Here is a 23,761-nt window from a genome sequence, read left to right as displayed (position 1 = left end):
CACTGGGAAGGAAGGGATTGATGGGGCGGCGCCGAAGCTGCCGATCTCCCCACTTGCGGGGGCGATTGACTGTTCCTGTCATCTTTTGCCCACCTGGCGGTGTTAGAGACTCCGGCACGGCGGGCTTTGGAGGAGGTCGATCTGATGACGACAAGCCTTGCTGGCACCCTGAAAAACCGCGGAAAACAGGTGGCCAAACGCCTGCTTGGCTACGATTCCCGCAATTGGCTGCGCATCCGCCAGATCGAGGCGTTCACGCTCTTCCTCGAAGCCGGAAACCGCAAGGCCTCCGACGTCATCGAGATCTCGCCCGGCTGGAACCGCTATTGGCGGGCAATGTGCCCCAACTACCGCGCGGTCGATTTCCCCGCCTTCGACATCTGCAGGGACCGCACCGAGGAACAATATTCCATCGTCATCGCCGACCAGGTGCTTGAACATGTCCAGCGGCCGATGGCGGCGGTGCAAAACATCCACGCCATGACCAGGCCCGGCGGCTGGGCGATGGTGGCCACACCCTTCCTGTTTCGCGTGCATGCCAGGCCGCACGACTACAACAGATGGACGCCCGCCGGCCTGAAGCAGCTGATGGTCGAGGGCGGCTTTGCCGAAGCCAACGTCAAGGTGCATGGCTGGGGCAACAAGGCCTGCGCCCGCGCCCATATTGGCGGCCCCGTGCGCGCTTACGGCCTGTGGCGCGACTTGAGCAATGACGAGGAATACCCGCTGATGGTCTGGGCGTTCGCGAAGAAGGCGTGAGCGCATGCCGTCATCTTCCCTTCTCCCCTTGTGGGAGAAGGAAGAACCCTCACCCGCCCCGCTTCTTCACCAGCCGCGCATGCCGGCGCCAGTACCACCAGTCCAGCACGCGCCGGCGAAAGCTTCGCTTCATCGCGGTCATGGTCAAAGCCCCAGGAGCACGCGGCGCTGGCCGGTGAGGCTCGACGGCGCGAGGTCGGTCTTGACGGTGCTCAGCGTTCCCTGGCGCTGTTCGAGCTCAGCCCGCAATGCCGCCTCGCGCGCCTTGACGTCTTCGTCCTTGATCGTCGGCGTCGGCGGCAGTGGCTTCAGTTCCGGTGGTTTTTGAAACAGACACATGGTTCCAGCCTTCTCTTGTCCAGTCGTAGAGGAAAAAATCTTCGCCGTTCTTGCCATAGCCCGGCAGCAGGCATCGTTGCGTGGCGCCCAGCCGGCCAAGCCAGCGCAGCGCCAGTTGATTGGCGGCCAGCGCTCGCGCCTCGACCCGCCAGGCGCCGCGTGCCGCGACCTGAGGTCCAAGCACGGCATGAAAGAATTCGGTGATCCCGGGCACGCAGCGCCGCATGCGGCGCGTGCCCCAGCTCCAGGCGATCCATAGCCCGCCGCGCTGCTCGGCCGCCCCAAACCCGGCCTCTGGATTGCCGTCGAGCTCCGCAACATAGGCAAACCCCTGCAGCGCCGTCAGCGCCAGCAGCGCCGGCGACCAATGGTCGAGCTGGCAGTCGATCTCGGCGCGGTCTTGCGGACGCAGGTTCGCGGCGATGTAGGAGAGATCGCGCAGCGTGGCGGGGATGATGCGGAGCGTCATGGATGGACTTTCGTCAGTAGCCATCGTCAGCGAAGGAAGCGCCGATGCCCACCTTTCGTCATCCTATGGCCGGGCAAGGAGCGAGCAGCGCGGCGCCGCCCGCCCTGGAACTGCTCAGCAGCCGAAGGGAGCCATGCCGTGGCCGCGATGATGCAGAATTCCGAGGCGCCGAGCTCCGTCGCAATCGTGGCGGCACATACCGCACTGCGCAAAGACAAAACCCGCCTCAAGGGCGGGTCGCCGGCGCAAATCAGCACCATGGACAAAATGTACCATTGCTGCCCTCACGCCGTCAATGAGATGTGAGAAAAAATTCCTATTTGGTACTTTGCCGCGCCCTAACGATCCGCCCGCGCCGCCTTCTCCAGCGCCGCCTTACGCTGAATTTCGATCGTTCGATTCCAGAAGCGCACCACTTCAAAATGCTCTTGTCTGGTCAACCAGATCTCCGACTACTCCTTTTGGAAGCGCTCTCGCCTCGACTGCCGTATACCCCTGGCCAATCGCTGCCTTAGTAGCGGCGGCATATTCTTCCGGTAGGATGGCAGTATCTTTTCCTCCCACGGCACTTCGTCCGACCACTCTTTCGGCGACGAGGGGTCTTCTTTCGGCGTCGTAAAGGAGTCTTCCAGTTTCTGGGTCGGAGAGATGCTCCCCTGTTTTGGGGTCGATGAGGAGGTTTTCATTGTTACCGGCCTTCACTGCACCTGGGTAATCGTCGAAAATCGAACGAGCTGATTTGATTTGAGGATCATAGATATTTGCGCTCCTGCTTGCAAACTCTTCGGTTGGCTTTGCAAGCGACGCATTTGCCGCTTCCGTGTTCAAGAAGGATTTGGTGCCGATAGATCCTTCTGCTCGCGCCGCCCCGCCCGAACCCATCAACTCAATTGCTCGTGGGATCCCTTTTTCAACGGCTCGACCAACCCCGGGCACCGGTATCGCCCAACCCAATGCGTCAGTCCCCTGACGCATCATCAGCTTCTCGACATTGTTGGAGGGCTCGTAGTAGGCATGCTTGTAATCGGGAGGGCTGATCGCCCCTCCGGACATGCCATAGGCAATCCAATCATTTACGTTGGCTACGGCGATCCCGGTATTCGCCGCGACCTTGCCAAGGGCTTTGGCGTCCTCCCGAAACAACTCGCCCACCGAAAGGCCCGGCTTGCCGCCGGGAACAATCCCGCCCAGACCGGCATCGTCCAATTGTCGGATTGCGGTGACAGTGCACTCATTTCCATAGTGCAGTCTGGCCCTTTCACTCAATCACGCGGGTACAGCATCCAAAAGTACACCGTCACCGTAATTCCCTGTCTGGGACTATAAAAGTGCACTGTCACCGTTTTCCGCTATTCAAAATAGTGCGCCGTCACCGCTGCGCACCATAATGCTGCTTCCCACTTACTTGGGGCCGCACCCTGTCCCCAGGCACGTCATTCCGTATTCCTTCATCAGCCGGCGGGTGACCAAGTTTCTGACACGCTCCTTCTGTGCTTCATTGAGGCCTCCGGTCGGACATTCGTCGATTGCATATCCGGCCGCGACGTCGGGATTGCCTTGATTACGAGCCTTCTTCAGTACGCAAGAGAATGCCCTCCACTCTTTGGCGGAAAGGGTGATTGCGACAGCCGGCGTTACATGGAGCCCCACGAGCAAAAAGGCTAACAAGACTAAACGCACGTTCGTGAACCTCTCGACCTGATCCAATCTTATGTGATCACATCTAATTCACTTGCAAACGGACCACAACAACGACGCAAGGCCTTGTTGCGGGGTTTGCTCGATGTTTAATTCGCCAATGGGTAATAATCCTTGGGCAGGTTGATACGGAATTTTCCGGGGCGGTATCGCTGATTTTCATCGGTCGTACCGTGCCAGTGCTGTCCAAGTCTCGGGCCATCAAGCTTATTTATCCAGACGAGATTCGCCGCATCCGACACCTTCGGGTTGGCATAGTTCAAATTGTCGCCAACCTTGGACGGCGTGCCGCTTGCCCGTTGTAACAGATACTCATCGACCATTTTTGACGCCTTGGCAAAGCGAGGATCATCGACCGATAGTTGGTCGATGTCGTTTCGACCAAGAGGAATAGTGTTTTTGCTGTTAACGTCCGAGAATTGTGCCCAGTAATTGACCACGTCTGAGATATTGTGCCCCCAATGCTCTGACGCCAACCGATTTAGAATCGTATCGATGACACCTTTGGCCTCGTCATCGCCGTCCTTGACGAACCATTCGGTCATCAGCGTCTTCTTCAACCGAATAATGTCTGCTGGCGAAAGGTGGATGGATTTCGCGAATTCAGCTGGGCGTTCGGAATCGACGTCATCAATTCGGTCACTATCAAGCGCAGCAGTCGGCTGTGCTCGAGCCGCCTCAATATCATCCAACTGCTTGGCCAACGACTTGCGCCACTTCGGGTCCACTATTCCCTTCAGCGCCTGCTGCCGCGCTTGCTCGGGATCAGGCGAATCGGCCCAGGTCTTGAGCAAACCCTCGGCATCGGACTGGGGCAACGGCTGAGGCTTTGCAATACCCAACTGACGCTGGGAGGCGAATGACAGCGCAAGCGCGGTCCGCAGGCTCTCTGGCGTCGATAAATCCTTGAGGGCAGCGTCGAGAGCGGGCGTGACTTTGCGGGCATAGCCGGCCGGGTCGACTTGCCTTTGCTGTATGACGAATGCGGCAGCATCCGCGTTCAGCTCATAGCGTCTCTGATCTCGTTCAAAGCGCGCCTGGTCCTGCTTGTACATTTCGGGGTCTTGCTTCGGCGAGAAGCGGTTCGGGACCGGCTTTGCCGCGAAGACAGACGCATCTACTTCACTGGTGGGCGTAACACGCATATCGGCAACATATGGGCTGACATCCACCCTCCAGTTGAAATTCCTGGATCGATTGCCGCCCTCTTCCGCGCCAAAAAAATGGGCGAATTCGGAATCGTCATATCTTGAACCGGAATAGGGCTCCATATTGGCTAGGGCCGCCTTTGCCTTCTGCGTGTCAGTGTTGAGGCCGGCATGCATGGATATGAAGCTCGCGGCTTCGGCGCTGCGGGCCTGGCGAACCAGGTCGCCGTATGACTCAGGCGATAGCTGTGCAAGCAGCACGTCGATCGGAAGATTGTCCTGAAACGCCTGTCCAACTCGCTCACTTGGGTCGACCTTGCGAATACGATCTTCCTTCCCGTTTGACGCGCCAAAGCTGTCGGCTTGTGCAACAGAGCCGGTTGTGACCTCGTCAACAGCCTCTGGCGGAAGGTCGCTTCCGCTGCCTGCGCCATTTTTCAGCCCCAGTAGATTGAGGGCTGCTCGCGGATTCCTGGCGATTAGAGTTTCAAATCGGGTCTTTGCCGAGCGGTCGAACCAAGCGGCTTCGGCTTGTGCCTTGCTTTGTGGATCAAGGCCCATCTTGGTGATGAGATCGAGGCCGCGCCGGCGCGCGGCATCGAAGGCAGCGTAGTCGTTCGGATCGCTCCGCACTATATTGTTGAGCTCGGCGGCGTGTACCCGCGATAACTGGTCCTTCTCATAATCCTTGCGCCGCTGAATCTGCCGTGCCGCCATGCGAAGCGAGCCGGTTCGGCGCATCGCCTCCTTCTGGCTGGCGAAAGCGGCGCGCTGGCTCTCGGGCATGCCGGGCAAGGCGGCGGCAAACAGCTTGTCGAACAGCCCGGTCTTCGCCACCCGGCCGTCGTACGGATTGACCTGGCCATACATGGCCTCATGCAGGCCCGCACCGTCGGCCGGCGCGTTCGCTGTCACCTCGTCTTCGGCCTGCGCGATCTGGCCGTTGAACCGGCGGCGCGCGATCTCGGCGTCGAACGCGTCCTGCTGGTCCTTCATCTGCTGGTAGCGCTCGGCGACGGCGGCAAGGTGATCGCCAAGCCCCTGCATGGCGCCGCCGATCGGCGATCCCTGGGGATATTGCGGCGCGTTGCCGGTATCGAGCCGGCGCCCGGCAATGGAAAGCGGGATGACATGGACCATTGGCTGTTTCCTGCCTGGCTGGCTTGAACAAAGGAGGCGGGCGCCGGCGATCACGGCACGGCCGGACCGCGCGGACGCTGCTGCGTTCGCGGGTTTGTCGGATCGAAGTTTTTTTGAGAGGGACCGGCCGATGTCGCGGATTACAGGCGCGGCCAGGCGCCCCGTGCGTTCGTCATCCATGGGCGAAGCAAGGAGGGAGCGACGCGGCGCAGACCATAGGAGCTGCTCCGCAGCCCAAGACATCCATGCCGAGACGCATGAACGCCGCTAGGGTGTGGAATTCTGTTCCGCCGCAATCTTCGGCTGATCTCGCGGCATGGAGTCTCGGGTCAAGCCCGAGAATGACGAAGTGGAAGTTACCGAAACGCCCCCAGCGGGTCGCTCTGTCCCGCCGGCCGTCGCGCAGCCTTGAACTCCGCCGGATCGACCACCGCCTCGCGCAGCATCATCACGCCATAGCGTGTGGCCGCCATCAAATCGTCGCGCAGTTTTACAACCTGGCCGCCCTTGCGATGGTAGAGCCGGAACTCCTCCCACCAGTCGCCGAGCGTGGACTGCCGCGAAACTTCACTGGAAAGGCCGGTCAGCGTTGCGTCGCCACGACAACAAAGACGCGATCCTGTTACTGTTCGTAAGGCTCGACCACAGCAAACGGTATGCCCAACGATTCCAACAAATCGAGAATGCGCCTCGAGATGACGAGGCGGAAAGGCATTGCGACCCCGAAATCGTCGCGGCCGGCCTTGCCGTTCACTTTAAGCCAGACGAAAGGTGGCAGCTGCAGCCCGGGCTGATCCTCTTCACACTCTTCCGAGATAGTCACTTCGGCCTCGGCGAACGTCGCACCTGAAAAGCCCATCTCCTGCAGTGCGTGCTGGGTTTCCTGGGTGACGAGGAAAGAGGGGAATGTCGTAACGATCACATCACCGAACCAGCCCTCTACCACATAGTGAAGCCTGGTCACGATTGGCGGATGGACGCTTCGGTCGAGGACGGTGTTTTCGCCAATCCCGCCAGCGACATTCGGCCATATTTTAAAATATTGCATCACCCACCTATCGGGCGATTGAACAGATGCCCATATTTTTTGTCAATATACGCACATATCGCCTCACAACATGCGTGCCCGACTCTAGGCGCTTCATAACCCGCTGCGCTGCTCGGCTGCGCCAAAGCCGGCCTCCGGATTGCCGTCGCGCTCTGCGACGTAGGCAAACCCATGCAGTGCCGTCAGCGCCAAGAGCGCCAGCGACCAATGGTCGAGCTGGCAGTCGATCTCGGTGCGGTCCTCGGGGCGGAGATTGGCGGTGATGTAGGAGAGGTCGCGCGGGGTTGCGGGGAGGATGCGTACGCTCATAAGGAGGCCATCGGGCTGCACTTCCCGCCTAGGATGGAGTCTCTGCGGCCTTGACCGACCCGGTCGCCAATGACCTACTTAGGAACGCGCACGAACGAGTATCAACCATCCGGGTCGGCGGAGGCAGGAATGGACATTCGATCGACATTGAGCGAGCTATGCGAGGCCTTCAACGCACACGATCTCGATCGCATCATGGCGTTTTTTGCCGACGATTGCGTCCTGGAGATGCCGAGGGGAAGCAACCCCTGGGGGTCTCGTCTCGAAGGCAAGGCAGATGTACGAGCAGCGCTGGCGTCGCGCTTTGAGGGCTTGCCCGACGTCCACTACGGCAACGATGAGCATTTCGTGGATTCAGCCGCCAATACCGGCATGTCGAAATGGCTCCTCACCGGCACCACCCGCGAGGGCGTGAAAAAGCAAGTCCACGGCTGCGACTTCTACACGTTTCGCGACGGCAAGGTGATCCGCAAGGATTCCTATTGGAAGATCGTGGAGTAAATCGGCGCGTGCCCCAACTCCAAGCGATCCACAGCCCGCTCCACTGCTCGGCGGCGCCAAATCCAGCCTCAGGATTGCCGTCGAGCTCGGCGACATAGGCAAACCCCTGCAACGCCGTCAGCGCCAGCAGCGCCGGCGACCAATGGTCAAGCTGGCAGTTGATCTCGGCACTGTCCTCGGGGCGCAGGTTCGCGGCGACGTAGGAGAGACCGCGCAACGTGGCGGGGACGACGCGGAGGGGCATACGGAGGCCCGAGTCATTGCGGTCGGCTTTCCATTAGGGAGCGCGGACCGCTCGAGCTTGACCACTTATGAGCGTGAATGCCAAAGCAGCAGGTTAGAGGACTCTAAATAATGCGAGAATCTAGTCTCTTCCGTCAGTTGGTGGAGGGCGATTCCCATGGTTGTCGGTGTGACGGATGCATTGAGTGCGTTGAAGTCGGCGGGCGAACTGGTGAAGACGTTGATGGACCTTCGAGACGTTTCGGTTGTCCAGTCGAAGGCCATCGAACTGCAACGAGAGATCTTCACCGCCCAGCAAGGCGCACTCGCGTCCCAAGAATCGCAGGCGGCGCTGCTGAAGCGCGTAGGCGATTTGGAAAAGGAACTGATGCGCTTTGAAAATTGGGAAACTGAGAAGCAGCGCTATGAACTGGAGACTCTTCCACCCGGCATTCATGTTTATAGATTGAAGCAAGGCATGGAGAATGGCGAGCCGCCACATAAGATTTGCGCAAATTGCTACAACAAGGGTGTCAAATCGCTTCTGCATGTTACGGGTCAAGGTAGCGGCCTCACAGGGTGGAGATGCTATGCTTGTGGCTTCAAAGAAGATTCCGGGCAGTATGTACGGCCACAGGTGAATAGAAGCCGAGGCGATTGGGGCGCTAGCCAAAGGGGAGGCGATATGTGGACTTCAATAGCTTGCGAAGCGCTGCGCAAGGGTAAATGCCTTGAGCCTCGCTATGACGGGTTCGCTCGGGTGGTCGAAGTTCACGCTGTCGGCGCGACCCAGGAGGGCAATGATATCATGCGTATCTGGCAGGTTCGCGGCGGCAGCAATAGCGGCGAGCGTGCGGGATGGAAGTTGATGCGGCTCGACGAAACATTCTCGGCCCATGTGATCGACGAAGAATCAAAAGCGCCCCGTGCTGGATACAAGCGCGGCGATAAAGCGATGGAATTCATAAGCTGTCAGATCTAGTCCGCCACAATTGCAGACTCTCCTTCGCCGCAAAATCGGAAGCGTGCTTGGCGCTCACCGAAAAGCCCCCAGCGGATCACTCTGCCCCACCGGCCTTCTCGCCGCCCTGAACTCCGCCGGATCGACCACCGCCTCGCGCAGCATCATCACGCCGTAGCGCGTAGCCGCCATCAAATCGTCGCGCAGTTTTACAACCTGACCGTCCTTGCGATGGTAGAGCCGGAACTCCTCCCACCAGTCGGTCAGTGTCGAAAATACCTTGAAGCGGCTGGATTGCATGCGGTCGAGCATTTCCATCAGCCCCGCCTCGACCGAAACCGAGCCGTCCGGAAATTGCGCGTGGCGCGACAGCATGTTCAGCCCGTGCGCCGCATATTGTTTGGCGAGCGCCACCCCGGCGCCTTCCAGCGTTTCACGGCGGCCGTCGCGCGGCCATGCGAAGGGCAGCCATTCGCCCCAGGGTTTGAGCGTCAGCGTTTGCATGGCCGGTGTCTGCTGCGAGGCCCGCGCTGCCTTGGTGACATAGACGACATCGGCCTCCGTATCCCAGGCGAGCTCGACGGCGGCGGAAGGATGGTCCCAGCCGAAATCGAGCGCCCCGATGCGCGGCCAGTAGCGCGGCAGACGGAACGGCTCGCACACAATCAGCGCCTCGGCCACCGGAAAGATGCGGCCCGAGCCCAGAACCGGAATGCCCCGGGCGCGGGCCTCGCGCTCATGCTCGGGATAGGCGGCGATGATCGCCGCGCGTTCCCCAGGCGAATAATGCGCGGCATCGTTGATGGTCATGAAGGTCACGTGACGGGACATGGCGGGCCTGATTCAGCTTGCGAGGTGACCACTGTATGGCGCTGTTCATGCGTGGTTTTTTGGGGTCAGATGCGACAGTTCTTCTCCCTTGTGGAGAAGGAAGAGCGCGCTCTTCGATCTTTTTACCCAGCCACCGCCCGCATCTCGGCATGCTGCCGCACATGCTCCAGCGTCAGCTCCAGCCCGATATGCGACAGCTCGGTCGCAGCCGCATCGGCGGCGTGCGTGGCCGGTTCCACGACGCGCTCGAACATCTCCTGTTCGTAGTGCTTCACCGCTTGCCTCCAGTCATCGGCCTCGACCAGGTGGCGGGCGAGTTCGGCCGCGTCGAGCATGGCGGCGTTGACGCCCTCGCCGCCGAAGGGCGACATGACATGGGCGGCGTCCCCCAGCAGCGTCACCCCGACCCGGTTCGGCCAGTGGTGGCCGATCGGCAGCGCGTGGATGGCGCGGGCCACGATATTGTCGTTGCTGGCCGCGATCAGCGCGACAAGTTCCGGAGCCCAGCCGTCGAATTCGGCGATCAGACGGGCCCGCGCCGCTGCCGGCGAGGCGAAATCGAAGGTTCTCTCCGCCCAGTCCGCCGGCACGCGGAAAATGGCGTAGCCGCGCAGATGCGCGTTGGCGTTGCGCTGCACGATCATGCCGCGGCCGTCGCCCTCGGCGCCGATCTTGCCGCGCCCGACCAGTTTCGACAGCGCCGGATGGCTGGCGTCGACATCGTCGATGCCGAACTCGATGAAGGTGAGCCCGGAATATTGCGGCCGGTAGCGCGAGACCAGCGGTCGCACCCGCGACCAGGCACCGTCGGCGCCGACGACGAGGTCGAACGGGCCGAGCAGGTTGACGCCGAAGGCCAGGTCATAGGCACCGTCGGAGCGCGCATAGACCTCGCGCAGCTCCCTGCCCCATTGCAAGCTGCCTTCCGGCAGCGAGGCAAGCAGGATGTCGCGCAACGCCGAGCGGTCGACTTCCGGCCGGTCGCCGCTGTCGTCGTCATCGGCCAGCACCAGGCGGCCATCCCTGTCGTAGAGCCGGCTGCCCTGGTCCTCGTAGCGGGCAATGCGCAAAAATTCCTTTTCGAGGCCGGCGCGCCGCAAGGCGAGTTGGCCGGAGTCGACATGCAGATCGAGCGTACCGCCTTGCGGCCGGGCCAGCGCATGCGCCTCGCGCTCGAAGACTGTGGCGGCGATACCGTTGAGATGCAGGATGCGTGCAAGCGTCAGGCCCGCGGGGCCGGCGCCGATGATGGCGATGCGCAAAGGGATTCCGGTCATGGACAGGGGTCTCGCATTGATTTATATATGAACCTATATAAATAAACATAGGCACCAATGCAAGTCTGGAAATCATGACCGACTGGAAACTGTTCGAAAACCCCGCCCCGCTGATCAACATGGCCTCGCGCGCCTTCGCCCGCCTCGGCGAGCGCCGGGTGAAAGCGTTCGGCTTCTCGATCGGCCAGATGCCGGTGATCTATCTCTTGCGCGACGGCGCGGCGATGTCGCAGAAGGAACTGGCGCGCTTCGCCAAGATCGAACAGCCGTCCATGGCGCAAATGCTGGCGCGCATGGAACGCGACGGCCTGATCCGCCGCACGCCCGACCCCAACGACGGCCGCAGCAGCCTGATTTCGCTGACCGAAGCCACGCTGAAAAAACTGCCCGCCGCGCGCGAGGCGCTGGACGAAGGCAGGGACGAGGCACTGGCCGGTTTCAGCGAGGACGAGGTGGCGACGCTGCTGGGCATGCTCAGGCGGCTGAACGAGAACCTCGATCGGATGGTGGCGCGGGAGACGGAGTGAGCGACTCCAGGACCCGAGTTCCGAGGCCCACCTAGCTCTTGTACCCCTCGTTCAGGCAATCATTCTTCCAGGCCCAGTCGAAGTCGGCCCGCGACATGGACTGGCCTATGCCAGGCTCGACAAACGGACCGGCGGTGTTGTCGATATAGACGATGAAGCGCGCCTCCTTGGTGAAGGTACCAACCTTGGCGGTGATGACGCCGCAGGTCTGGCCGGACGAACTGTCGCCGGTAAGCTGGACATGTGAGAATGTGGCGGAAGGATCGCTCACCAGCTTGTGCATCTTGCCTTCGGCGGCACTGATTGCATCGGCGCGCCAATCGCCGCTGCCGCTACAGGCTGAAAGCAGGGCGGAAAGGAGGAGCAGTTCTGCAATTTGGCGCATGTCGGACCCCGATCGTCACGCCGGACGCTACTCGGCCACTGGTTGCCGCAAAAGCGGTACTTCGGATCATGGTTTCGCGGCGGTTCACCCCTTCGCCATCCTCTCCACCTCCCCCGCCGACAAAAACAACAGCACCACATCCGACATCCCAAGCAGCGGCGTGAACGTCACGATCGTTATCCCGCCGGTCGCGTTGGTGCGGGTCAGGCCTTCGGAATAGATGTCGAGCGGCGGTTCCTCGTCGAACCAGACGCCGTGCAGGGTCTCGCCCTGCCATTTCTCGCGGCCCTTCTCGAAACTCTTGAACGACAGCACGCTCTCGCCGGCCTGCACATCGCCGCCGCCGCCATGGCGCACCACGACACTGTCGAGCGCGCCGGGCGCGCCGCGCCCCATGATGGTGTCGACAATGGCATCGGCAGGGATCATGCCGGTGCCCCAGGCCGCCTGCTGCTGCGGCGGGCCGACCAGCACGCGCTGCGGGTTGTCGCGCGTGCCCTCGCCGGTCACGCCGGCGGCCCACAACCGCACGGGCGTGTCGAAAACCTTGCCTTGCCACCACGCGGGATAGCGGCCGGTCAGGTGCATGGCCCATTCCGCGCCACCGGCCCTGGTCTTGCCGAGCTGATTGCCGGCCATGAACAGTCTTTCACGGTTCTGGGCACCCGCCGCGTGAAATTCGGCTTGGCGGTCATACGGCTTATAGGCCGCCAGCAGATTTCTGCGGCGCCGGCGGTCAAGCTCCGCCAGCAGCGTCAGATATTCCGTCTTCGCCGCCATCAGCGGGGGCTTCGAGGAACGGCCTGAGGACGGCTTCGAGGCCGCGGATACGGCTGCGGATTTCTTCATCGCTCAATACGTCCAGATGGTTGACGGCGACATCGAAATCTTTGGGCAGGACTGACAACACGATCTTCAGATACTGGTCCGGCTTGTCGGCCCGCACCTCGGCGATGACGCCGGCGCCATGCGCGCGGAAATCGGCCCGCACGGCGGCAAGAAAGTCGTCGCCGAGCGTCTTTTTCGTCCGCTTCGGACGAGGCGTCGGCGCGACCGCCTCGCGAGCCGGCTTGCGCCTTGCCGGCCTTGTCTTGCGGCGCGCCGGTTTGGCGTCGACATCATCAGCCATCGACAGGGTCCATCGCCTTTGCGGCGGTATCGTTGGCCGCCTTGCCCGCCTTCGGCATCGATCCGGCCGGCTTCTTCGAGCGGGTGGCTTTTTTCTTGGCCCGCTTGGCGCGCTTCGACTTGGCCACCGCGGCAGGTTTTGCCGCACCGGCGCGTCTTGCCGCGCTGGCCTGCGCCTTGAGCCGCGCCAGTACGAGGCCGATGGCCTGCCCGCCAATGCCGGACCGCGGAAAACCAAAGCCGCCGGCCGCATCCCGCACCATGCCGATCAGCACGCCTGGCGCGGCCGGCTCGACGCGCCCCAGACGCGCCTGCGGCGCGGCGCCCTCGAACTCGCCAATGGCGCTGACGATCTCGCGGCCGTCATCGTCGGTGATGATGGTGGCGTAGCGTTGGGTCATCGGATTCTCGCAGAGGGGGGCGCTGTCCCGCCGGCATTTCAATGTCGGCACAAAGCCGTTTCGCTTGATGAGAAAAACAAAACCCGCCTCGGCGGCGGGTCGTTGGCGCAAATCAGCACCATGGACAAAATGATAGCTTGGCTGCCCTCACTCGGTCAAGGAAAAAATTCCTAATTGTATACGTGACAAAGCACCGTGGCGGCAAAGCCCGCATGGTTCACGTCCAGCACGCCACCAAGGCCGTTGTGCACGATATCCTGGTCCGCAATGCCGACCGCGCTTCGACGCTCTATACCGACCAGTCTAAGCTCTACACGGTCACTGGCGAGGAATACGCTTCACACAAGACCACCAACCATCCCGCTGGCGAATACGTCCGCTATGAGGACGGCGTGTCGATCCATTCGACACGATTGAGAACGTGTTCTCGGTCTTCAAGCGCGGCATGGTTGGCGTCTATCAGCATTGCGGCGAGGCTCATCTGCACCGCTACCTTGCCGAGTTCGATTTCCGTTACAATCGCCGCACCGCTTTGAAAGTCTCGGATGCAGAACGCGCCGAAGATTTGCTTCGCATGGCTCGCGACAAGCGCCTTACCTATCGGCGGATTGGTGAAGCCGGTCACGCCTAAGCAAAAGGCGAAACGACTCCTACATTTTCGAAAAAAGAAGTAGCATTCCCCGTTTGAAACCGGAGGGAATGCTATGGCGAACGAAAAACTTACAATTGAGCAGTCGATGGGGGAGTCAGCGGTCGCCGCTCTTCGAGAGCTTGTAGTTGAGTTGCGCGGTGTAAAAGCGGAGCTTCAGCACTTGCGCGTTCAGGTGACGACCCTGACTTCTCATCAAATCCAGAAGAGATAAAATCTAGAAAAAGTTCGGCGCGGAAACGGAAACCATCGGATCTTCGCCGATGGCTGCAAACCGCGCCGAAACTTCAAGCGCTTTCAGATAGTCACTTTTGCTTCTGGCCATCGCTATCCTCATTCTTTCTTTCGGGCGGCTTCGGCACATGGGGTTGAGGCGGCGTCTTCAACAGGCGGCGCAATACCTCGTCACCCTTTTCCTGGTCTTTGTCTTTGGGGATTCTGACATGTCTGATCCATTCGAAAGCCCGCTGTTCCTAATCGCGCAGACTAAGGAAAATCTCTCCGAGTTCGACATCGCTTGCAAAGCTCTTTTCAAGAGCGATCGTGGCACCAGTGTCGTTGATATAAACCCGAAAACCGGAAACAAGACGTTCAAAATTAAGTTCACCGGGAGGGTTTCGGGGAGAATCCGGCATATTGCGGCCACAGCCATTAGCGATCTCAGACACGCCCTCGACCAAGCCGCCGTCGCTAGCGTCAAGGCAATCACCAAAGCCGACGCCGGCCTGATTTATTTTCCCTTCGCTACAAATCCGAATGACCTTATGGGGCGTCTCAAACAAAGCTACCCTAATGAAATTCACCCGACGTTTCTTTGGTGTAAGCCGTACCCAACAGGGGAAGGATACAAGGGCGGGAACGACCTCTTGACCCAATTCAGCAAAGCTTCCGGTCCGAACAAACACCAAATCACGTGCAAGATAGGAGGTCACATTTCCAGATTTAGCGTGGACTCCATCAAGTATCAGGGACTTGTGGGGGAGGCACTGATACCCCCCATCTGGGACATAGACCAGAACGAGCTGGTAATCGGCACCACCGCCCCATCTGGGCACATCGACTACAATTTCGAGATGTCCTTCTATGTAGCTTTGGCTGATGCCGGCCAATTGAGCGGCCATCCAGCCTCGCCCACCCTGCACACTCTGCTTGCCACCGTTGAGGACATCGTCCTGTCCATCCGCACCGATACGAAGTGCATCATAAGGTAAATGTTCAACAAATTTCTGCGGTGCAGGCCCGTGGCTGCAAATCATAGGATTTTATCCCATGGTACGTCGAGTATATAGTTGGGAAAAAATTCCTAGGCCTTCAAAATCCGCCTCAAGCCTCCTCCTCGATCATGCTCTGCGCGACCTGCGTGGCGCCGCCATTGATCCGGGCGGCGATGATGTGGCCGAGCGCCACGGCACCCACACACAGCAGCACCGAGAGGCCGATGTTGAGTGCCGCACGGCCGAAGCCGCCGGCCCGCAGCAGGTCGAGCGTCTGCAGGCTGAACGACGAAAAGGTCGTGTAGCCGCCGCACAGGCCGATCATCACGAACAGGCGCAGACCTTCGGAGGCGGGATAGCGCCCGCCGGCCAGCGTCAGCGTGCCGAAGAAGCCGATCAGCAGCGAGCCGCTGATGTTGATGATGATGGTTCCCCAGGGGAGTTCGCTGCTCACCGGCAAGGCCAAGGTGGAAACGAGGTAGCGCGCCAGCGTGCCGATCGCCCCACCGGCCATGACCAGAAGACAGTTTGAAAAAGACATGCTCGATCCTCTCTGAGACGAGCACATCGGCCCGCCATGGCGGCGGAATCGACGGATTCCCACCGCGGTTTTCACGGCAGGAGTCATCAGCCATCACTGGCGGTTTCGGGAGAACCCCATTCCCATCACTGGTAAGATGCCGGACATCTCCCATTACTGGCAAGATGCCAGAGCGCGGCCGCTTCGACAAGCCGCCGGCGCGGGAGCGGGAGCGGGAGGCCGAAAAAACAAAACCCGCCTCGGCGGCGGGTCGGCGGCGCAAATCAGCACCATGGACGAAATGATAGCACAACTGCCCTCACCGGACAATCGGATGGCCGCCCACAGATCGCCGAAATCCGGCATTGGCTAGCCGGCTTTTCTTCGGCCCCCGGCTGTGGGATCATCAGTTGAAGCTCATGGAATGATTCGCGTCACGGCCTTTGTGGGAGAGGGCGATGGACAGACCAGCCATGGCATCCGTTTTCAGGATGCGACATGCTCCAGCCTCGGTTTCCGGGGTGCGAAGTACCGGCCAGGGCCAGGCCGATCCGGTGATCCGCGTGAACTCGCTTGGCGAGGCGATCCGTTTCGTCGCCGGTGCTTACCCCAACTACGACATCGGCGCCGTTGCCATCACTTGCGGCGATCCGTCGATCCCGCGCCTCGGCAGCCTGGAGGTCAAGGCGCTGTGGCGCGAATATGGCGAGCGCCTGACGCAGGAATAGATCGTTTCCCGCGGCAGACGACCTGCCCGCCGTCCGGATTGAAGATGACCGTACCGGCGCCTTCATCGGCTGGCCGGGATAGCGGCGGCGATCCTGCTGGTCCTGCTGTTCGCCAACAGGGTCCGAGGCGGCATGCATTGCCTCCGGATCGGAAACGCCGCTGGCGCGTTTCAGCTACGGTGAATAGAGGGAGCAACCGCCATGAACGTCGCCAACCTGCAACTCGAAGGCCTGCTGATGGCCGTCGCCTCGATCAACCACGTGCTGGTGCGCAAAGGCGTGCTGACATCGGAGGAGATCGATATCGCCTTGCGCAAGGCCGAGGCCGGCGAGACCAGCGAGGAGAGGTCCGGCGGCATGTCGGCGTCGAGCCGTGACGCCGTCAACTTCCCGATCCGGCTCCTGGAACTCGCCAATCAATGCCAGCCGGAGGCGGACATGCCCTCATTTTCGAAACTGGCCCGCATGGTCGGCCAGATGAAGGAGCCATACAACGACCAGATGTAAGGTTCGCCGTTTCACGGAACCGCGAACACGCCTGACCTGGAATTATCCTCGCCTCACGCCCTGCCCGGCCAGCCCAGGTTCAGCGCCAGCGTCTGTCCCGGCCCATGCACCGCCGCGAACAGCAATCCGGCCATGAAGGAAAAATGGTCGACGAAGAAGCCGAACTCGGCCTGGTTGCCGGCCCAGTGGCTGGGGCCGTGGAAGGCGAAGGCCAGGAACAGCACATAGGCCGCGGCGACAAGGGCCGCCTGCGTGAAGAAGGCGCCGCTCAGGAAACACAGCACCAGCGCAACCTCCAGGATCGCCGCGCACCAGGCGAGGAAGAGCGGGAAAGGAAAGCCGGCGGCGGCGATGAAACCCGCGGTGGCGCCCATGCCCATGAACTTGAAGGTCACCGCCATGAGGAAGACGGCGGCAAAGATCAGGCGGGCAATGAGAAGGGCCGTGGTCTGCCACGGCGATTGAGCGATTTGCGACGGCATGATTTTCTCCAGGGGTTGAAAACGTTTCGCTCCCAAGGACGCGCGACGGGAGGCGGTTCCGACACCCCTTCGCGAATTTACCCGAAAACCCATAAGGCATCCGCCGCCACGGTGGCGGCAGTCGATCGCCCTGCTTCAAACGCCCTTCTGCCCGGGCGAGGCTCTCGCCACAATATCGCGAAACTTGTTCGTAACCATGATCGTGATATCGTTAGCTTGGGCTAATGCACAGCTATGTCTGATGCAGTGTTTGGGTGGGTAAGAATTGGGCGCGCGTGTCAGGCTGGGGACGAGATCCTTTCTGGTCGGGTCATCGGTGGAGTGCAATGGCTGCGGCGGCAGCGGGCAGGTTTTCCAATGCCCGCGCTGGACAAGCTCCAACGGCCTTTGCTGTCCCGCCGGCACCCACCATCGTGGCTGCCCCGGCGCCAGCGCGCCCTGCGTCGAATGCGGCGACACCGGTCACCGCGACGCCGGCCCGGTTCATTCGCCGGCCTGAACAACTGCTTGCAAGCGCTTCCTGCCGGTGCGATCCGCCTTCATGGAACCAGCAGCGCCGATCGCTGTTATGTCTGATCGCGGCATCGCGTGGTACAATGTCCGCGCGACCATGCGGCTGACAGAAAGCGAGGCAAGCCATGCCTGACGACAAATCGAAGATCAAACAGGACCGCAAGCTGGTTTCGAGCGAGGAAACCTACGAGGTTGCCGCGTTTGCCCGCAAATACGGCATCCCGCAAAGCGAAGCCCAGACCATCATCAAGCGCTACGGGCCTTCGCGCAAGAAGCTCGACAACCATATGGCCGCGCGCGGATAGAGGTGGCGGCCGCGCGCCGCGGGAACGGAGGGCCGCCGATGTCCGACACCATACGCAGGACCGGCAGTTGCCTGTGCGGCGGCGTGCATTTCGTCGTCACCGGTCAGCCAACGCGGGTCGGCCTCTGTCATTGCAAGGACTGCCGCAAGGCGGGCGGCTCGGTCTATTCGGCCTTTGCCATCTGGCCGCGCGATGCCTTCGAGACATCGGGCGAAGTCGCCACTTACGGAACGCGCAGCTTTTGCCCGACCTGCGGCGGTCGCGTGGCCTGGGTCGGCGACACCGAGGCCGAGGTCATGCTTGGCAGCCTCGACGTCGCGCCGACCGACCTTGCCCCCGAATATGAATTGTGGATCAGCCGCCGCGAGACCTGGCTCCACGCGCTGCCCGGCGCCGAGCAATTCGAGCATGACCGGCCGCAGGCCGAAGACGCCGATCCGCCGGCGCCGAGACCTTTGTCGGACGTCGTCGCCGGCGATTGAAAATTGATCCCTCGGCTCTGGAACCCTCCCCTGCCGGCGGCGTTATCCGGCGCCCCTTACGCATGCCGCGGTCCCTGAAAACCGCAGGGCCATATGCACCCGTCACGGAGACTTCAGTTGAACGATAAGATGTTTCCCCGACCGATCCGCCTGAAATTTGCCCCCGAGCGCGAGCGCGTGGTGCGCAGCGCCTGGGAGGGCCTGGAATGCCTCGGCGACTGGCCGGCCGGCCAGGGCCGGCGATACCGGGCGGCATTGCGCAGCTGCCGCGATGCGCTAGATGGCTGGACGCCGCCGGAAAAGGCGATGCGGGCCATGATCGATGCCGCGCGCGAAGCACACATCCTCCAGTAGCGGGAAAAACAATGGCCGATGCGATGCTGTCGACACCAATGCGCATCAGGCCGCATGGCTCGGACACGATCCGTGAGGTGGCGAGCCTTCAGGACGCCAGTGAGATCCTGATCGATTGGCCGCATGCCAGCCGCGGTCCCTTCTACCAGGCCGCGCGCGAGAAGGTGGAGGCGGCGCTGGAAAACAAGGACGGCGCGGCACAGGCGCAGGAAGCCTTCACCGCACTGTGCGATCACGCCGGCATTCTGGTTCGATAGAACCATTCCCAGGAAAAGTGCGAACGGTTTCGCCCGACAAAAAAGCAGGCGATGCCCTCGCCTACTTTTTTGCGAAGCGGGTCTGTTATTGGGCAGGCAGGTCGCCGTCCACGATAGGATGAGAGGTTTCGAACCCGAAATTCTTTGGCGCCATCAGCATCAGGGCGATCACGATTGCGATCGTGGCAATAAATGTGGCGGTTCCGGCAATATCCCTCAAGTCTCCGTCCTTTCGAATCCAATTCGTGAAAGAAACGTTTCCCGATCTAAGAGGTTCCGCTGCCCGGCGATAATGCGCCGGCCTGGTTTCTACTTGGAAGGCGGCTGCGCCGGCACTTGGCCGGGCTTGATCACCGGCGTCTTGCCTTCGTCGGGCGCTGGCGCGGCCATGCCCTGGTCGCCGGTGGCCGGCGGCTTCAGCACCCCGCCGCAATCATTGAGCTTTTCGGTCAGATTGCCGCCGCTGGACGGCTGCTTGCCTTGCTCCGGCTGGACCTGGCATTTGTCGGCCTGCTGGGCCGGGTTCTGCTGCGGATCCGTCTGTGCCGCCGCCGGCGGCACTGCCAACGCCAGCATCAGGGACGCGATGGCGAGAGGTTTCATCTCGGTCTCCTTCTCCTGCGCGGCCGCCCGCGGCGGCCCTCCATTTCGCAGGACAACGCCTGTCGGCGCGAAAGGTGGCATTCAAGGCGTGACAGGATCAAAGCCAACGACGGCATGTTCGGTTGTTGGCTGCAACGGGATCAGCGAGATTTTTCCGTATCGTCCTCGGACGGGGCAGCGGGCGGGTCTGCCCTTTGCGGGCACTCCTCATAGCGGTGGTCGCGGCCGCCGCAGAAAGAACAGCACATCGCCTCGCGGCCCTCGTCTCCGGGCCACCATCGCGGTGTTTCGTAAGATTTCCTGCTGTCCATTCCCAGCAATGCGCGACACGTGATTTGGTTGCGCTGGCGGCCCCGCCGCGTCTCGCCACGCTCCATGCGTAGCCTGTCGCGGAACCGGCGGGACGGAGGAAGAGTTCCATGGGACAATGAAAGCCGCTCGGACAGCTCCGGCAAAAGTGAAGTGGCTTTCGTCCTAACCCGCGTTAGAAGAGAAACATGATGTCAGCTCGCGTTCGAATCCTATTGATGACCTTGGGCACGGTGCTTGCGGCGACCGGTCTCGCCGAGGCGCGGCCCGACAGCCGCGCCATGAGCTGCGCCGAGATCCGGGCCATGATCCAGAGCCGTCGCGCGGTGGTGCTGACCACCGGCCCCAACACCTATGACCGCTATGTCAGGCAATTCGGCAATGAATGCGACTGGCCGGAGGTGCCGATGTCGGCCTATATACCGGCGCGCGATGGAAACTGCCCGGTTTATCGCTGCGAAGAGCCGGTCAACAACTTCCCGAATTGACGCTTCGCCGTACTGGCGCCATAACCGTTCCAGCTTCTCCCGCTTCGTCTAATGGTAGGACAGCGCCCTTTGAAGGCGTGAATCGTGGTTCGAGCCCATGAGCGGGAACCAGCCCTTCAACAGGCTGGAGCAATTCCAGGAAGCCGTGAAACGGTTATTCCATCGGCAATTGCGTCAAGAGAGCTCCGGTTTGAAACCGGTCCTCCTGAAACCATTTCATGGACCCTGCGTTGACGACCGGGGCATGGCCAGACACAGGAGACATCTCATGACCGTCAACTGCCGCATATCCATCGACAACCGGCCGGACGCCACCGACGCCGTTTTCCAGGCGGTGCCGCGGATCGGAGAAAGCATTTCGCTGTCGGTCGATGGAAGTCCGCAGGACCTGCGGGTCTCTCGCGTCGTGCATGTCCCTAGCGGCACATTGGATGGTGCCGCGATCATCGTCGAGGTGACGACCAACATCCTCTAGCCCCGCGCTCCTGGCGCCGGCCAGGGGGATGATTGCCTTCGCCGCCGGCGGGGGCCACCGAGCCTCACGCGACAGTGATTGGCAGGGATGAAACTTTGCGCCGACGCGGACGTTTAGTGCCGCAACGTCGTCGAGTTTCCAATGCAGACCGCTTGGTTCTCCAAACCCGTGGTGGTTTCCGTCGGTGTCACCGGTGCCACCCGCAACCTGTCCAACACGCAGCAGGCCATCGAATTGCTCACGACCCATTGGCGCGATGCCGGCAGCCTGAAACATCAGTCCGCGCTACGTGCGTGCCGGCGGGCGACGAGCGGCGACGTGTCCCCCGATGCCGCCAGGGAGGCCTTCGTCGACGCCGCGCGCGAAGCGCACATACTGGTCGAGTGATATTGGACCGGCAGGCCGGGGCGGCGGAGAAACCTGCCGCCCACCTGAGCACAACGCCGCTCAGGCAGCGGCCGTTGTCCACGCGCATCGTGCATGTTCCCGAGTTGCCGCGATTTGCCATAGAAGTGGGGATCAACGTCCGGCAGTTGCCCGCCGCCGGATAAGCGCGACACCAGGTTCTTTTGACGGGGCGTCAGAGGCCGAAGCCGAGCGCGGCGTCGTCATCGGACTCGGCGCCGGGTTGCGGCACGATGATCGATGCCAGCGGCGCGGCCAACTGCCATCTGAGATGCCCCGCGGATCGCTCGAGGACGGCGGAGCCGCCAAGCGATTGCGGCGCCACCCGCTGCAAGACGACGGTGCCGAACCCCTTGCGTGTGGCCTGGTCGGGCCTGTCGTCGGGACGGGGCGTGGATGTCTCGTTCCAAAGCAGCTGGAACTCACGCTCGCCCGAGGCGCCGGCATCGTGGGTGCCGGAGCCGATCGTCCAGGTGACTTCGACGCGGCCGTCTTCGCTGCCCAGCGCGCCATATTTGGACGAATTCGTGCCGAGCTCATGGAAAGCCATGCCAAGATTCTGCACCGCATTCGACTGCAGCGTCAGGACCGGGCCGGAGAGCAGGATCTGCTCCTCGCGGCCGAAAGGCTTCAAATGCTCCTGGATCAGGTCGAACAGGCTGGCGCCGGCCCACTCCGAGGTGACAAGCAGATCATGCGAACGCGACAGCGCCATGATGCGGGCACGGATCAGTTCCTCGAACTCGCGCGGGTCGCTCGAGCGCTTGCTCGTCTCCCGGACCATCGACAGGATGACCGCGAACTGGTTCTTGACACGATGGTTGACCTCTCGCATCAGCAGCCTGATCTTGCGCTCGCTCTCCTTGGCGGCGGAAATGTCGCGGGCGATCTTCGAGGCGCCGACGATCTCGCCATTGGCGTTCTTGATCGGTGAAACCGTCAGTGAGACAGAAATAAGCGCCCCATCCTTGCGCTTTCGCGTCGTCTCATAGCTCGCCACCCGCTCGCCGGCGCGAACCCGGCTGATAATCTCGATTTCCTCGCTCTTGAGGTGATCGGGAATGAGCATGACGATCGACCGGCCAATCGCTTCCTCGGCGCTGTAGCCGAACATGCGTTCGGCCGCCCGGTTCCAGCTGGTGACGATACTGTTCAAATCCTTGCTGATGATGGCGTCGAAAGAGGAATCGACGATCGCCGCAAGGCGTGCATCCGCGGTCGCGCTCAGTTTTTGGTTGGTTGTCGCCGCCACGATGTCGCTCATTTGCATGAGGTAGCGCGCAAACGGATCAAGGCAATCTCGCCCCGGACAATTCGCACGGGCGGCGAATCACGGCCGAAACGGAATTCACTCCGAAGGCCGATCGGTTACCTTGCCGTCACTCTCGGGCAGGACCCCGAAGTCTTGCGATTTGACGCCCTGCCCGGCCATCAGGAATCCGTCCGAGGCCAGGCCACGCCGCAACAACTCCCTGACCGCGGCCGAGCGGCTTGGCATGCGCTTCTCGAAGCGCCAGTTTTCCAGGGCCGCCAATTCGTCGGCGGCGAGCATGATTTGCAGCCGTTCGGGGCGTTCCAGTTCAGCCATGCGCGCTTTCCTCGCTCAGGACTAAAAATACGGTGAGTTAGTATGTAACTCATTTATCTTATAACTATGATAGCGCTCATCACGCGTCAAGACCGGCCAGTGAGCACTCCGCGCATCAAGCTCATGATGCGTATCAAACCCCGGATGCACATTCTTGCAACTATACTAACTAATTGATTTTATTTGGATATTTTAAAAATTTCACTTGCCCGCCCGCCTCTTGGAGCGCATGCTTCAGACGGAACAGAAATCCGTTCCCTTTGGGAGGTTTCGATGCGGTACGACTACTCCACGCGCTTGCGCGACGACGTCCATTCAGCGGTCCAAATGGCATTCAAGACGGCAGGCATCGTCAACATCTCGGCGACGGCCGAGCAGATCAGGGTCAGGAACCTGGCCGAGAATGTCGCCCTCGAGGACATTGAATATCTGGTTCTCCAGGCGGCCCAACTGCTTGGCGCGGCAATCGAATTCGACGCCTTGGGCAGTGGTTTGGCACTGTCTGGAGACGATGTTCTCCATGATGACGAGCCGGCGATCAGCACATCCGTTTTCTCCCCGCCGGCCTCGATCCAATAATGTCGCCCTGACGCGACGCCCTCCAGCCGGAATGCCGCTTGCCGATATCTGATTGAACGCCGCGCGGCTGTCCGGCCCGTGGCCGGGAGAATCCCGGTGCCTCGCGCCTTGGATCACAGTCGGTTGAGAGAGCGCCAAACGCCTTTGGGAATAGAGCGCG

The 23,761-nt window shown here is 61.5% G+C and carries 33 protein-coding genes, 1 tRNA gene, 1 pseudogene and 1 riboswitch; of the genes and pseudogenes, 17 read left to right on the top strand and 18 right to left on the bottom strand.

Annotated elements, in window-relative coordinates:
* The first annotated feature begins 144 nt into the window (after nucleotides 1–144).
* Complete coding sequence (locus tag EB231_RS16005) at nucleotides 145–759, top strand: methyltransferase domain-containing protein (RefSeq protein WP_172349655.1); 615 nt, start codon at nucleotides 145–147, stop codon at nucleotides 757–759.
* A gap of 238 nt (nucleotides 760–997) precedes the next feature.
* Here EB231_RS16005 and EB231_RS16000 read toward each other — a convergent pair whose 3' ends face one another.
* Nucleotides 998–1,567 (bottom strand): hypothetical protein, encoded by a 570-nt coding sequence (locus EB231_RS16000; RefSeq protein WP_172349654.1) that lies wholly within the window; start codon nucleotides 1,565–1,567, stop codon nucleotides 998–1,000.
* A gap of 138 nt (nucleotides 1,568–1,705) precedes the next feature.
* Here EB231_RS16000 and EB231_RS15995 point away from each other — a divergent pair, with 138 nt between their 5' ends.
* Nucleotides 1,706–1,873 (top strand): hypothetical protein, encoded by a 168-nt coding sequence (locus tag EB231_RS15995; RefSeq protein ID WP_172349653.1) that lies wholly within the window; start codon nucleotides 1,706–1,708, stop codon nucleotides 1,871–1,873.
* A 111-nt stretch (nucleotides 1,874–1,984) separates the two neighbouring features.
* Here EB231_RS15995 and EB231_RS15990 read toward each other — a convergent pair whose 3' ends face one another.
* The 4 genes from EB231_RS15990 to EB231_RS15970 all read right to left on the bottom strand — a co-directional run bounded on the left by EB231_RS15990 (nucleotide 1,985) and on the right by EB231_RS15970 (nucleotide 6,910).
* A complete protein-coding gene (locus tag EB231_RS15990; RefSeq protein WP_172349652.1) occupies nucleotides 1,985–2,773 on the bottom strand; it encodes a hypothetical protein in 789 nt (262 codons plus the stop codon).
* Between the two features lie 581 nt (nucleotides 2,774–3,354).
* On the bottom strand, nucleotides 3,355–5,553 hold the full coding sequence (locus EB231_RS15985) for a cell wall hydrolase (protein ID WP_172349651.1): 2,199 nt from the start codon (nucleotides 5,551–5,553) through the stop codon (nucleotides 3,355–3,357).
* Between the two features lie 622 nt (nucleotides 5,554–6,175).
* Nucleotides 6,176–6,601: a hypothetical protein gene (locus EB231_RS15975; protein WP_172349650.1), complete on the bottom strand. Its 426-nt coding sequence runs from the start codon at nucleotides 6,599–6,601 to the stop codon at nucleotides 6,176–6,178.
* A 93-nt stretch (nucleotides 6,602–6,694) separates the two neighbouring features.
* Entirely contained in the window at nucleotides 6,695–6,910 is a 216-nt protein-coding gene (locus EB231_RS15970; RefSeq protein WP_246740975.1) for a hypothetical protein, read from the bottom strand.
* A gap of 129 nt (nucleotides 6,911–7,039) precedes the next feature.
* Here EB231_RS15970 and EB231_RS15965 point away from each other — a divergent pair, with 129 nt between their 5' ends.
* Both EB231_RS15965 and EB231_RS35155 read left to right on the top strand, forming a co-directional pair.
* Complete coding sequence (locus EB231_RS15965; protein WP_172349649.1) at nucleotides 7,040–7,411, top strand: nuclear transport factor 2 family protein; 372 nt, start codon at nucleotides 7,040–7,042, stop codon at nucleotides 7,409–7,411.
* Between the two features lie 400 nt (nucleotides 7,412–7,811).
* The gene (locus tag EB231_RS35155) at nucleotides 7,812–8,615 is read left to right on the top strand and encodes a hypothetical protein (protein ID WP_246740974.1); all 804 of its coding nucleotides are present in this window, start codon (nucleotides 7,812–7,814) and stop codon (nucleotides 8,613–8,615) included.
* A gap of 54 nt (nucleotides 8,616–8,669) precedes the next feature.
* On the opposite strand, the gene EB231_RS15955 is transcribed toward EB231_RS35155, so the two are convergent.
* Nucleotides 8,670–9,425 (bottom strand): phage terminase large subunit family protein, encoded by a 756-nt coding sequence (locus EB231_RS15955; RefSeq protein WP_172349648.1) that lies wholly within the window; start codon nucleotides 9,423–9,425, stop codon nucleotides 8,670–8,672.
* A 122-nt stretch (nucleotides 9,426–9,547) separates the two neighbouring features.
* On the bottom strand, nucleotides 9,548–10,702 hold the full coding sequence (locus tag EB231_RS15950) for an FAD-dependent oxidoreductase (protein WP_172349647.1): 1,155 nt from the start codon (nucleotides 10,700–10,702) through the stop codon (nucleotides 9,548–9,550).
* Between the two features lie 74 nt (nucleotides 10,703–10,776).
* Between EB231_RS15950 and EB231_RS15945 the strand changes: the two genes are divergently transcribed.
* On the top strand, nucleotides 10,777–11,229 hold the full coding sequence (locus tag EB231_RS15945; RefSeq protein WP_172349646.1) for a MarR family winged helix-turn-helix transcriptional regulator: 453 nt from the start codon (nucleotides 10,777–10,779) through the stop codon (nucleotides 11,227–11,229).
* A 31-nt stretch (nucleotides 11,230–11,260) separates the two neighbouring features.
* On the opposite strand, the gene EB231_RS15940 is transcribed toward EB231_RS15945, so the two are convergent.
* The 4 genes from EB231_RS15940 to EB231_RS15925 all read right to left on the bottom strand — a co-directional run bounded on the left by EB231_RS15940 (nucleotide 11,261) and on the right by EB231_RS15925 (nucleotide 13,143).
* Complete coding sequence (locus tag EB231_RS15940) at nucleotides 11,261–11,614, bottom strand: hypothetical protein (protein ID WP_172349645.1); 354 nt, start codon at nucleotides 11,612–11,614, stop codon at nucleotides 11,261–11,263.
* 84 nt (nucleotides 11,615–11,698) lie between these two features.
* A complete protein-coding gene (locus EB231_RS15935; protein WP_246740973.1) occupies nucleotides 11,699–12,394 on the bottom strand; it encodes a terminase large subunit domain-containing protein in 696 nt (231 codons plus the stop codon).
* On the bottom strand, nucleotides 12,351–12,743 hold the full coding sequence (locus EB231_RS15930; protein WP_172349643.1) for a hypothetical protein: 393 nt from the start codon (nucleotides 12,741–12,743) through the stop codon (nucleotides 12,351–12,353). The genes EB231_RS15935 and EB231_RS15930 overlap by 44 nt, the downstream gene beginning before the upstream one ends.
* Nucleotides 12,736–13,143, bottom strand: a complete 408-nt coding sequence (locus EB231_RS15925) for a hypothetical protein (RefSeq protein ID WP_172349642.1) — start codon at nucleotides 13,141–13,143, stop codon at nucleotides 12,736–12,738. The genes EB231_RS15930 and EB231_RS15925 overlap by 8 nt, the downstream gene beginning before the upstream one ends.
* Before the next feature lie 173 nt (nucleotides 13,144–13,316).
* Here EB231_RS15925 and EB231_RS15920 point away from each other — a divergent pair.
* Nucleotides 13,317–13,774, top strand: a pseudogene (locus tag EB231_RS15920) (IS1595 family transposase); the annotation flags it as partial.
* A 491-nt stretch (nucleotides 13,775–14,265) separates the two neighbouring features.
* Here EB231_RS15920 and EB231_RS15915 read toward each other — a convergent pair.
* Together EB231_RS15915 and crcB are read right to left on the bottom strand one after the other, a co-directional pair.
* Nucleotides 14,266–15,048, bottom strand: a complete 783-nt coding sequence (locus EB231_RS15915) for a hypothetical protein (protein WP_172349641.1) — start codon at nucleotides 15,046–15,048, stop codon at nucleotides 14,266–14,268.
* 67 nt (nucleotides 15,049–15,115) lie between these two features.
* A complete protein-coding gene (crcB, locus tag EB231_RS15910; protein WP_172349640.1) occupies nucleotides 15,116–15,547 on the bottom strand; it encodes a fluoride efflux transporter CrcB in 432 nt (143 codons plus the stop codon).
* Nucleotides 15,548–15,617: 70 nt separating this feature from the next.
* Nucleotides 15,618–15,680: riboswitch (Fluoride riboswitch) on the bottom strand.
* Nucleotides 15,681–15,984: 304 nt separating this feature from the next.
* On the opposite strand from crcB, the gene EB231_RS15905 reads away from it, so the two are divergent.
* Entirely contained in the window at nucleotides 15,985–16,254 is a 270-nt protein-coding gene (locus tag EB231_RS15905; protein ID WP_056571594.1) for a hypothetical protein, read from the top strand.
* Nucleotides 16,255–16,455: 201 nt separating this feature from the next.
* The gene (locus EB231_RS15900; RefSeq protein ID WP_056571591.1) at nucleotides 16,456–16,761 is read left to right on the top strand and encodes a hypothetical protein; all 306 of its coding nucleotides are present in this window, start codon (nucleotides 16,456–16,458) and stop codon (nucleotides 16,759–16,761) included.
* Nucleotides 16,762–16,814: 53 nt separating this feature from the next.
* Here the strand turns inward: EB231_RS15900 and EB231_RS15895 are convergent, their stop codons facing one another.
* On the bottom strand, nucleotides 16,815–17,243 hold the full coding sequence (locus tag EB231_RS15895; RefSeq protein ID WP_140771320.1) for a DoxX family protein: 429 nt from the start codon (nucleotides 17,241–17,243) through the stop codon (nucleotides 16,815–16,817).
* Between the two features lie 638 nt (nucleotides 17,244–17,881).
* Between EB231_RS15895 and EB231_RS15890 the strand changes: the two genes are divergently transcribed.
* The 4 genes from EB231_RS15890 to EB231_RS15875 all read left to right on the top strand — a co-directional run bounded on the left by EB231_RS15890 (nucleotide 17,882) and on the right by EB231_RS15875 (nucleotide 19,154).
* On the top strand, nucleotides 17,882–18,061 hold the full coding sequence (locus tag EB231_RS15890; RefSeq protein ID WP_027052489.1) for a DUF3606 domain-containing protein: 180 nt from the start codon (nucleotides 17,882–17,884) through the stop codon (nucleotides 18,059–18,061).
* Between the two features lie 38 nt (nucleotides 18,062–18,099).
* Nucleotides 18,100–18,543, top strand: coding sequence for a GFA family protein (locus EB231_RS15885; protein WP_172349639.1), 444 nt, complete (start codon nucleotides 18,100–18,102; stop codon nucleotides 18,541–18,543).
* A 117-nt stretch (nucleotides 18,544–18,660) separates the two neighbouring features.
* The gene (locus tag EB231_RS15880) at nucleotides 18,661–18,897 is read left to right on the top strand and encodes a DUF982 domain-containing protein (protein ID WP_172349638.1); all 237 of its coding nucleotides are present in this window, start codon (nucleotides 18,661–18,663) and stop codon (nucleotides 18,895–18,897) included.
* A gap of 11 nt (nucleotides 18,898–18,908) precedes the next feature.
* Nucleotides 18,909–19,154, top strand: coding sequence for a DUF982 domain-containing protein (locus EB231_RS15875; protein ID WP_172349637.1), 246 nt, complete (start codon nucleotides 18,909–18,911; stop codon nucleotides 19,152–19,154).
* 85 nt (nucleotides 19,155–19,239) lie between these two features.
* Here the strand turns inward: EB231_RS15875 and EB231_RS35520 are convergent, their stop codons facing one another.
* Together EB231_RS35520 and EB231_RS15870 are read right to left on the bottom strand one after the other, a co-directional pair.
* On the bottom strand, nucleotides 19,240–19,374 hold the full coding sequence (locus EB231_RS35520; RefSeq protein WP_281411443.1) for a hypothetical protein: 135 nt from the start codon (nucleotides 19,372–19,374) through the stop codon (nucleotides 19,240–19,242).
* 89 nt (nucleotides 19,375–19,463) lie between these two features.
* The gene (locus EB231_RS15870; protein WP_172349636.1) at nucleotides 19,464–19,757 is read right to left on the bottom strand and encodes a hypothetical protein; all 294 of its coding nucleotides are present in this window, start codon (nucleotides 19,755–19,757) and stop codon (nucleotides 19,464–19,466) included.
* A gap of 527 nt (nucleotides 19,758–20,284) precedes the next feature.
* On the opposite strand from EB231_RS15870, the gene EB231_RS15865 reads away from it, so the two are divergent.
* From EB231_RS15865 to EB231_RS15850, 4 genes are all read left to right on the top strand, one after another.
* Nucleotides 20,285–20,554 carry a hypothetical protein gene (locus EB231_RS15865; RefSeq protein WP_172349635.1) on the top strand — a complete coding sequence of 90 codons (270 nt, stop codon included), beginning with the start codon at nucleotides 20,285–20,287 and terminating at the stop codon, nucleotides 20,552–20,554.
* Nucleotides 20,555–20,591: 37 nt separating this feature from the next.
* Nucleotides 20,592–20,665: transfer RNA gene (locus tag EB231_RS15860), tRNA-Gln, on the top strand.
* Between the two features lie 157 nt (nucleotides 20,666–20,822).
* Nucleotides 20,823–21,029 carry a hypothetical protein gene (locus EB231_RS15855; protein ID WP_172349634.1) on the top strand — a complete coding sequence of 69 codons (207 nt, stop codon included), beginning with the start codon at nucleotides 20,823–20,825 and terminating at the stop codon, nucleotides 21,027–21,029.
* A 141-nt stretch (nucleotides 21,030–21,170) separates the two neighbouring features.
* Nucleotides 21,171–21,416, top strand: a complete 246-nt coding sequence (locus EB231_RS15850) for a DUF982 domain-containing protein (protein WP_172349633.1) — start codon at nucleotides 21,171–21,173, stop codon at nucleotides 21,414–21,416.
* Between the two features lie 193 nt (nucleotides 21,417–21,609).
* On the opposite strand, the gene EB231_RS15845 is transcribed toward EB231_RS15850, so the two are convergent.
* Nucleotides 21,610–22,704: a sensor histidine kinase gene (locus EB231_RS15845; protein ID WP_172349632.1), complete on the bottom strand. Its 1,095-nt coding sequence runs from the start codon at nucleotides 22,702–22,704 to the stop codon at nucleotides 21,610–21,612.
* A 78-nt stretch (nucleotides 22,705–22,782) separates the two neighbouring features.
* Nucleotides 22,783–23,022, bottom strand: a complete 240-nt coding sequence (locus EB231_RS15840; RefSeq protein WP_172349631.1) for a hypothetical protein — start codon at nucleotides 23,020–23,022, stop codon at nucleotides 22,783–22,785.
* 273 nt (nucleotides 23,023–23,295) lie between these two features.
* Between EB231_RS15840 and EB231_RS15835 the strand changes: the two genes are divergently transcribed.
* Nucleotides 23,296–23,601 carry a hypothetical protein gene (locus tag EB231_RS15835; protein WP_172349630.1) on the top strand — a complete coding sequence of 102 codons (306 nt, stop codon included), beginning with the start codon at nucleotides 23,296–23,298 and terminating at the stop codon, nucleotides 23,599–23,601.
* Nucleotides 23,602–23,761: the final 160 nt, after the last annotated feature.

Origin of the sequence: Mesorhizobium sp. NZP2298, assembly GCF_013170825.1 — a bacterium.
In the GTDB taxonomy this organism is placed as follows: domain Bacteria; phylum Pseudomonadota; class Alphaproteobacteria; order Rhizobiales; family Rhizobiaceae; genus Mesorhizobium.
Note: the sequence above shows the minus strand (reverse complement) of the source record. Positions and strands in the feature narration are given on the sequence as shown.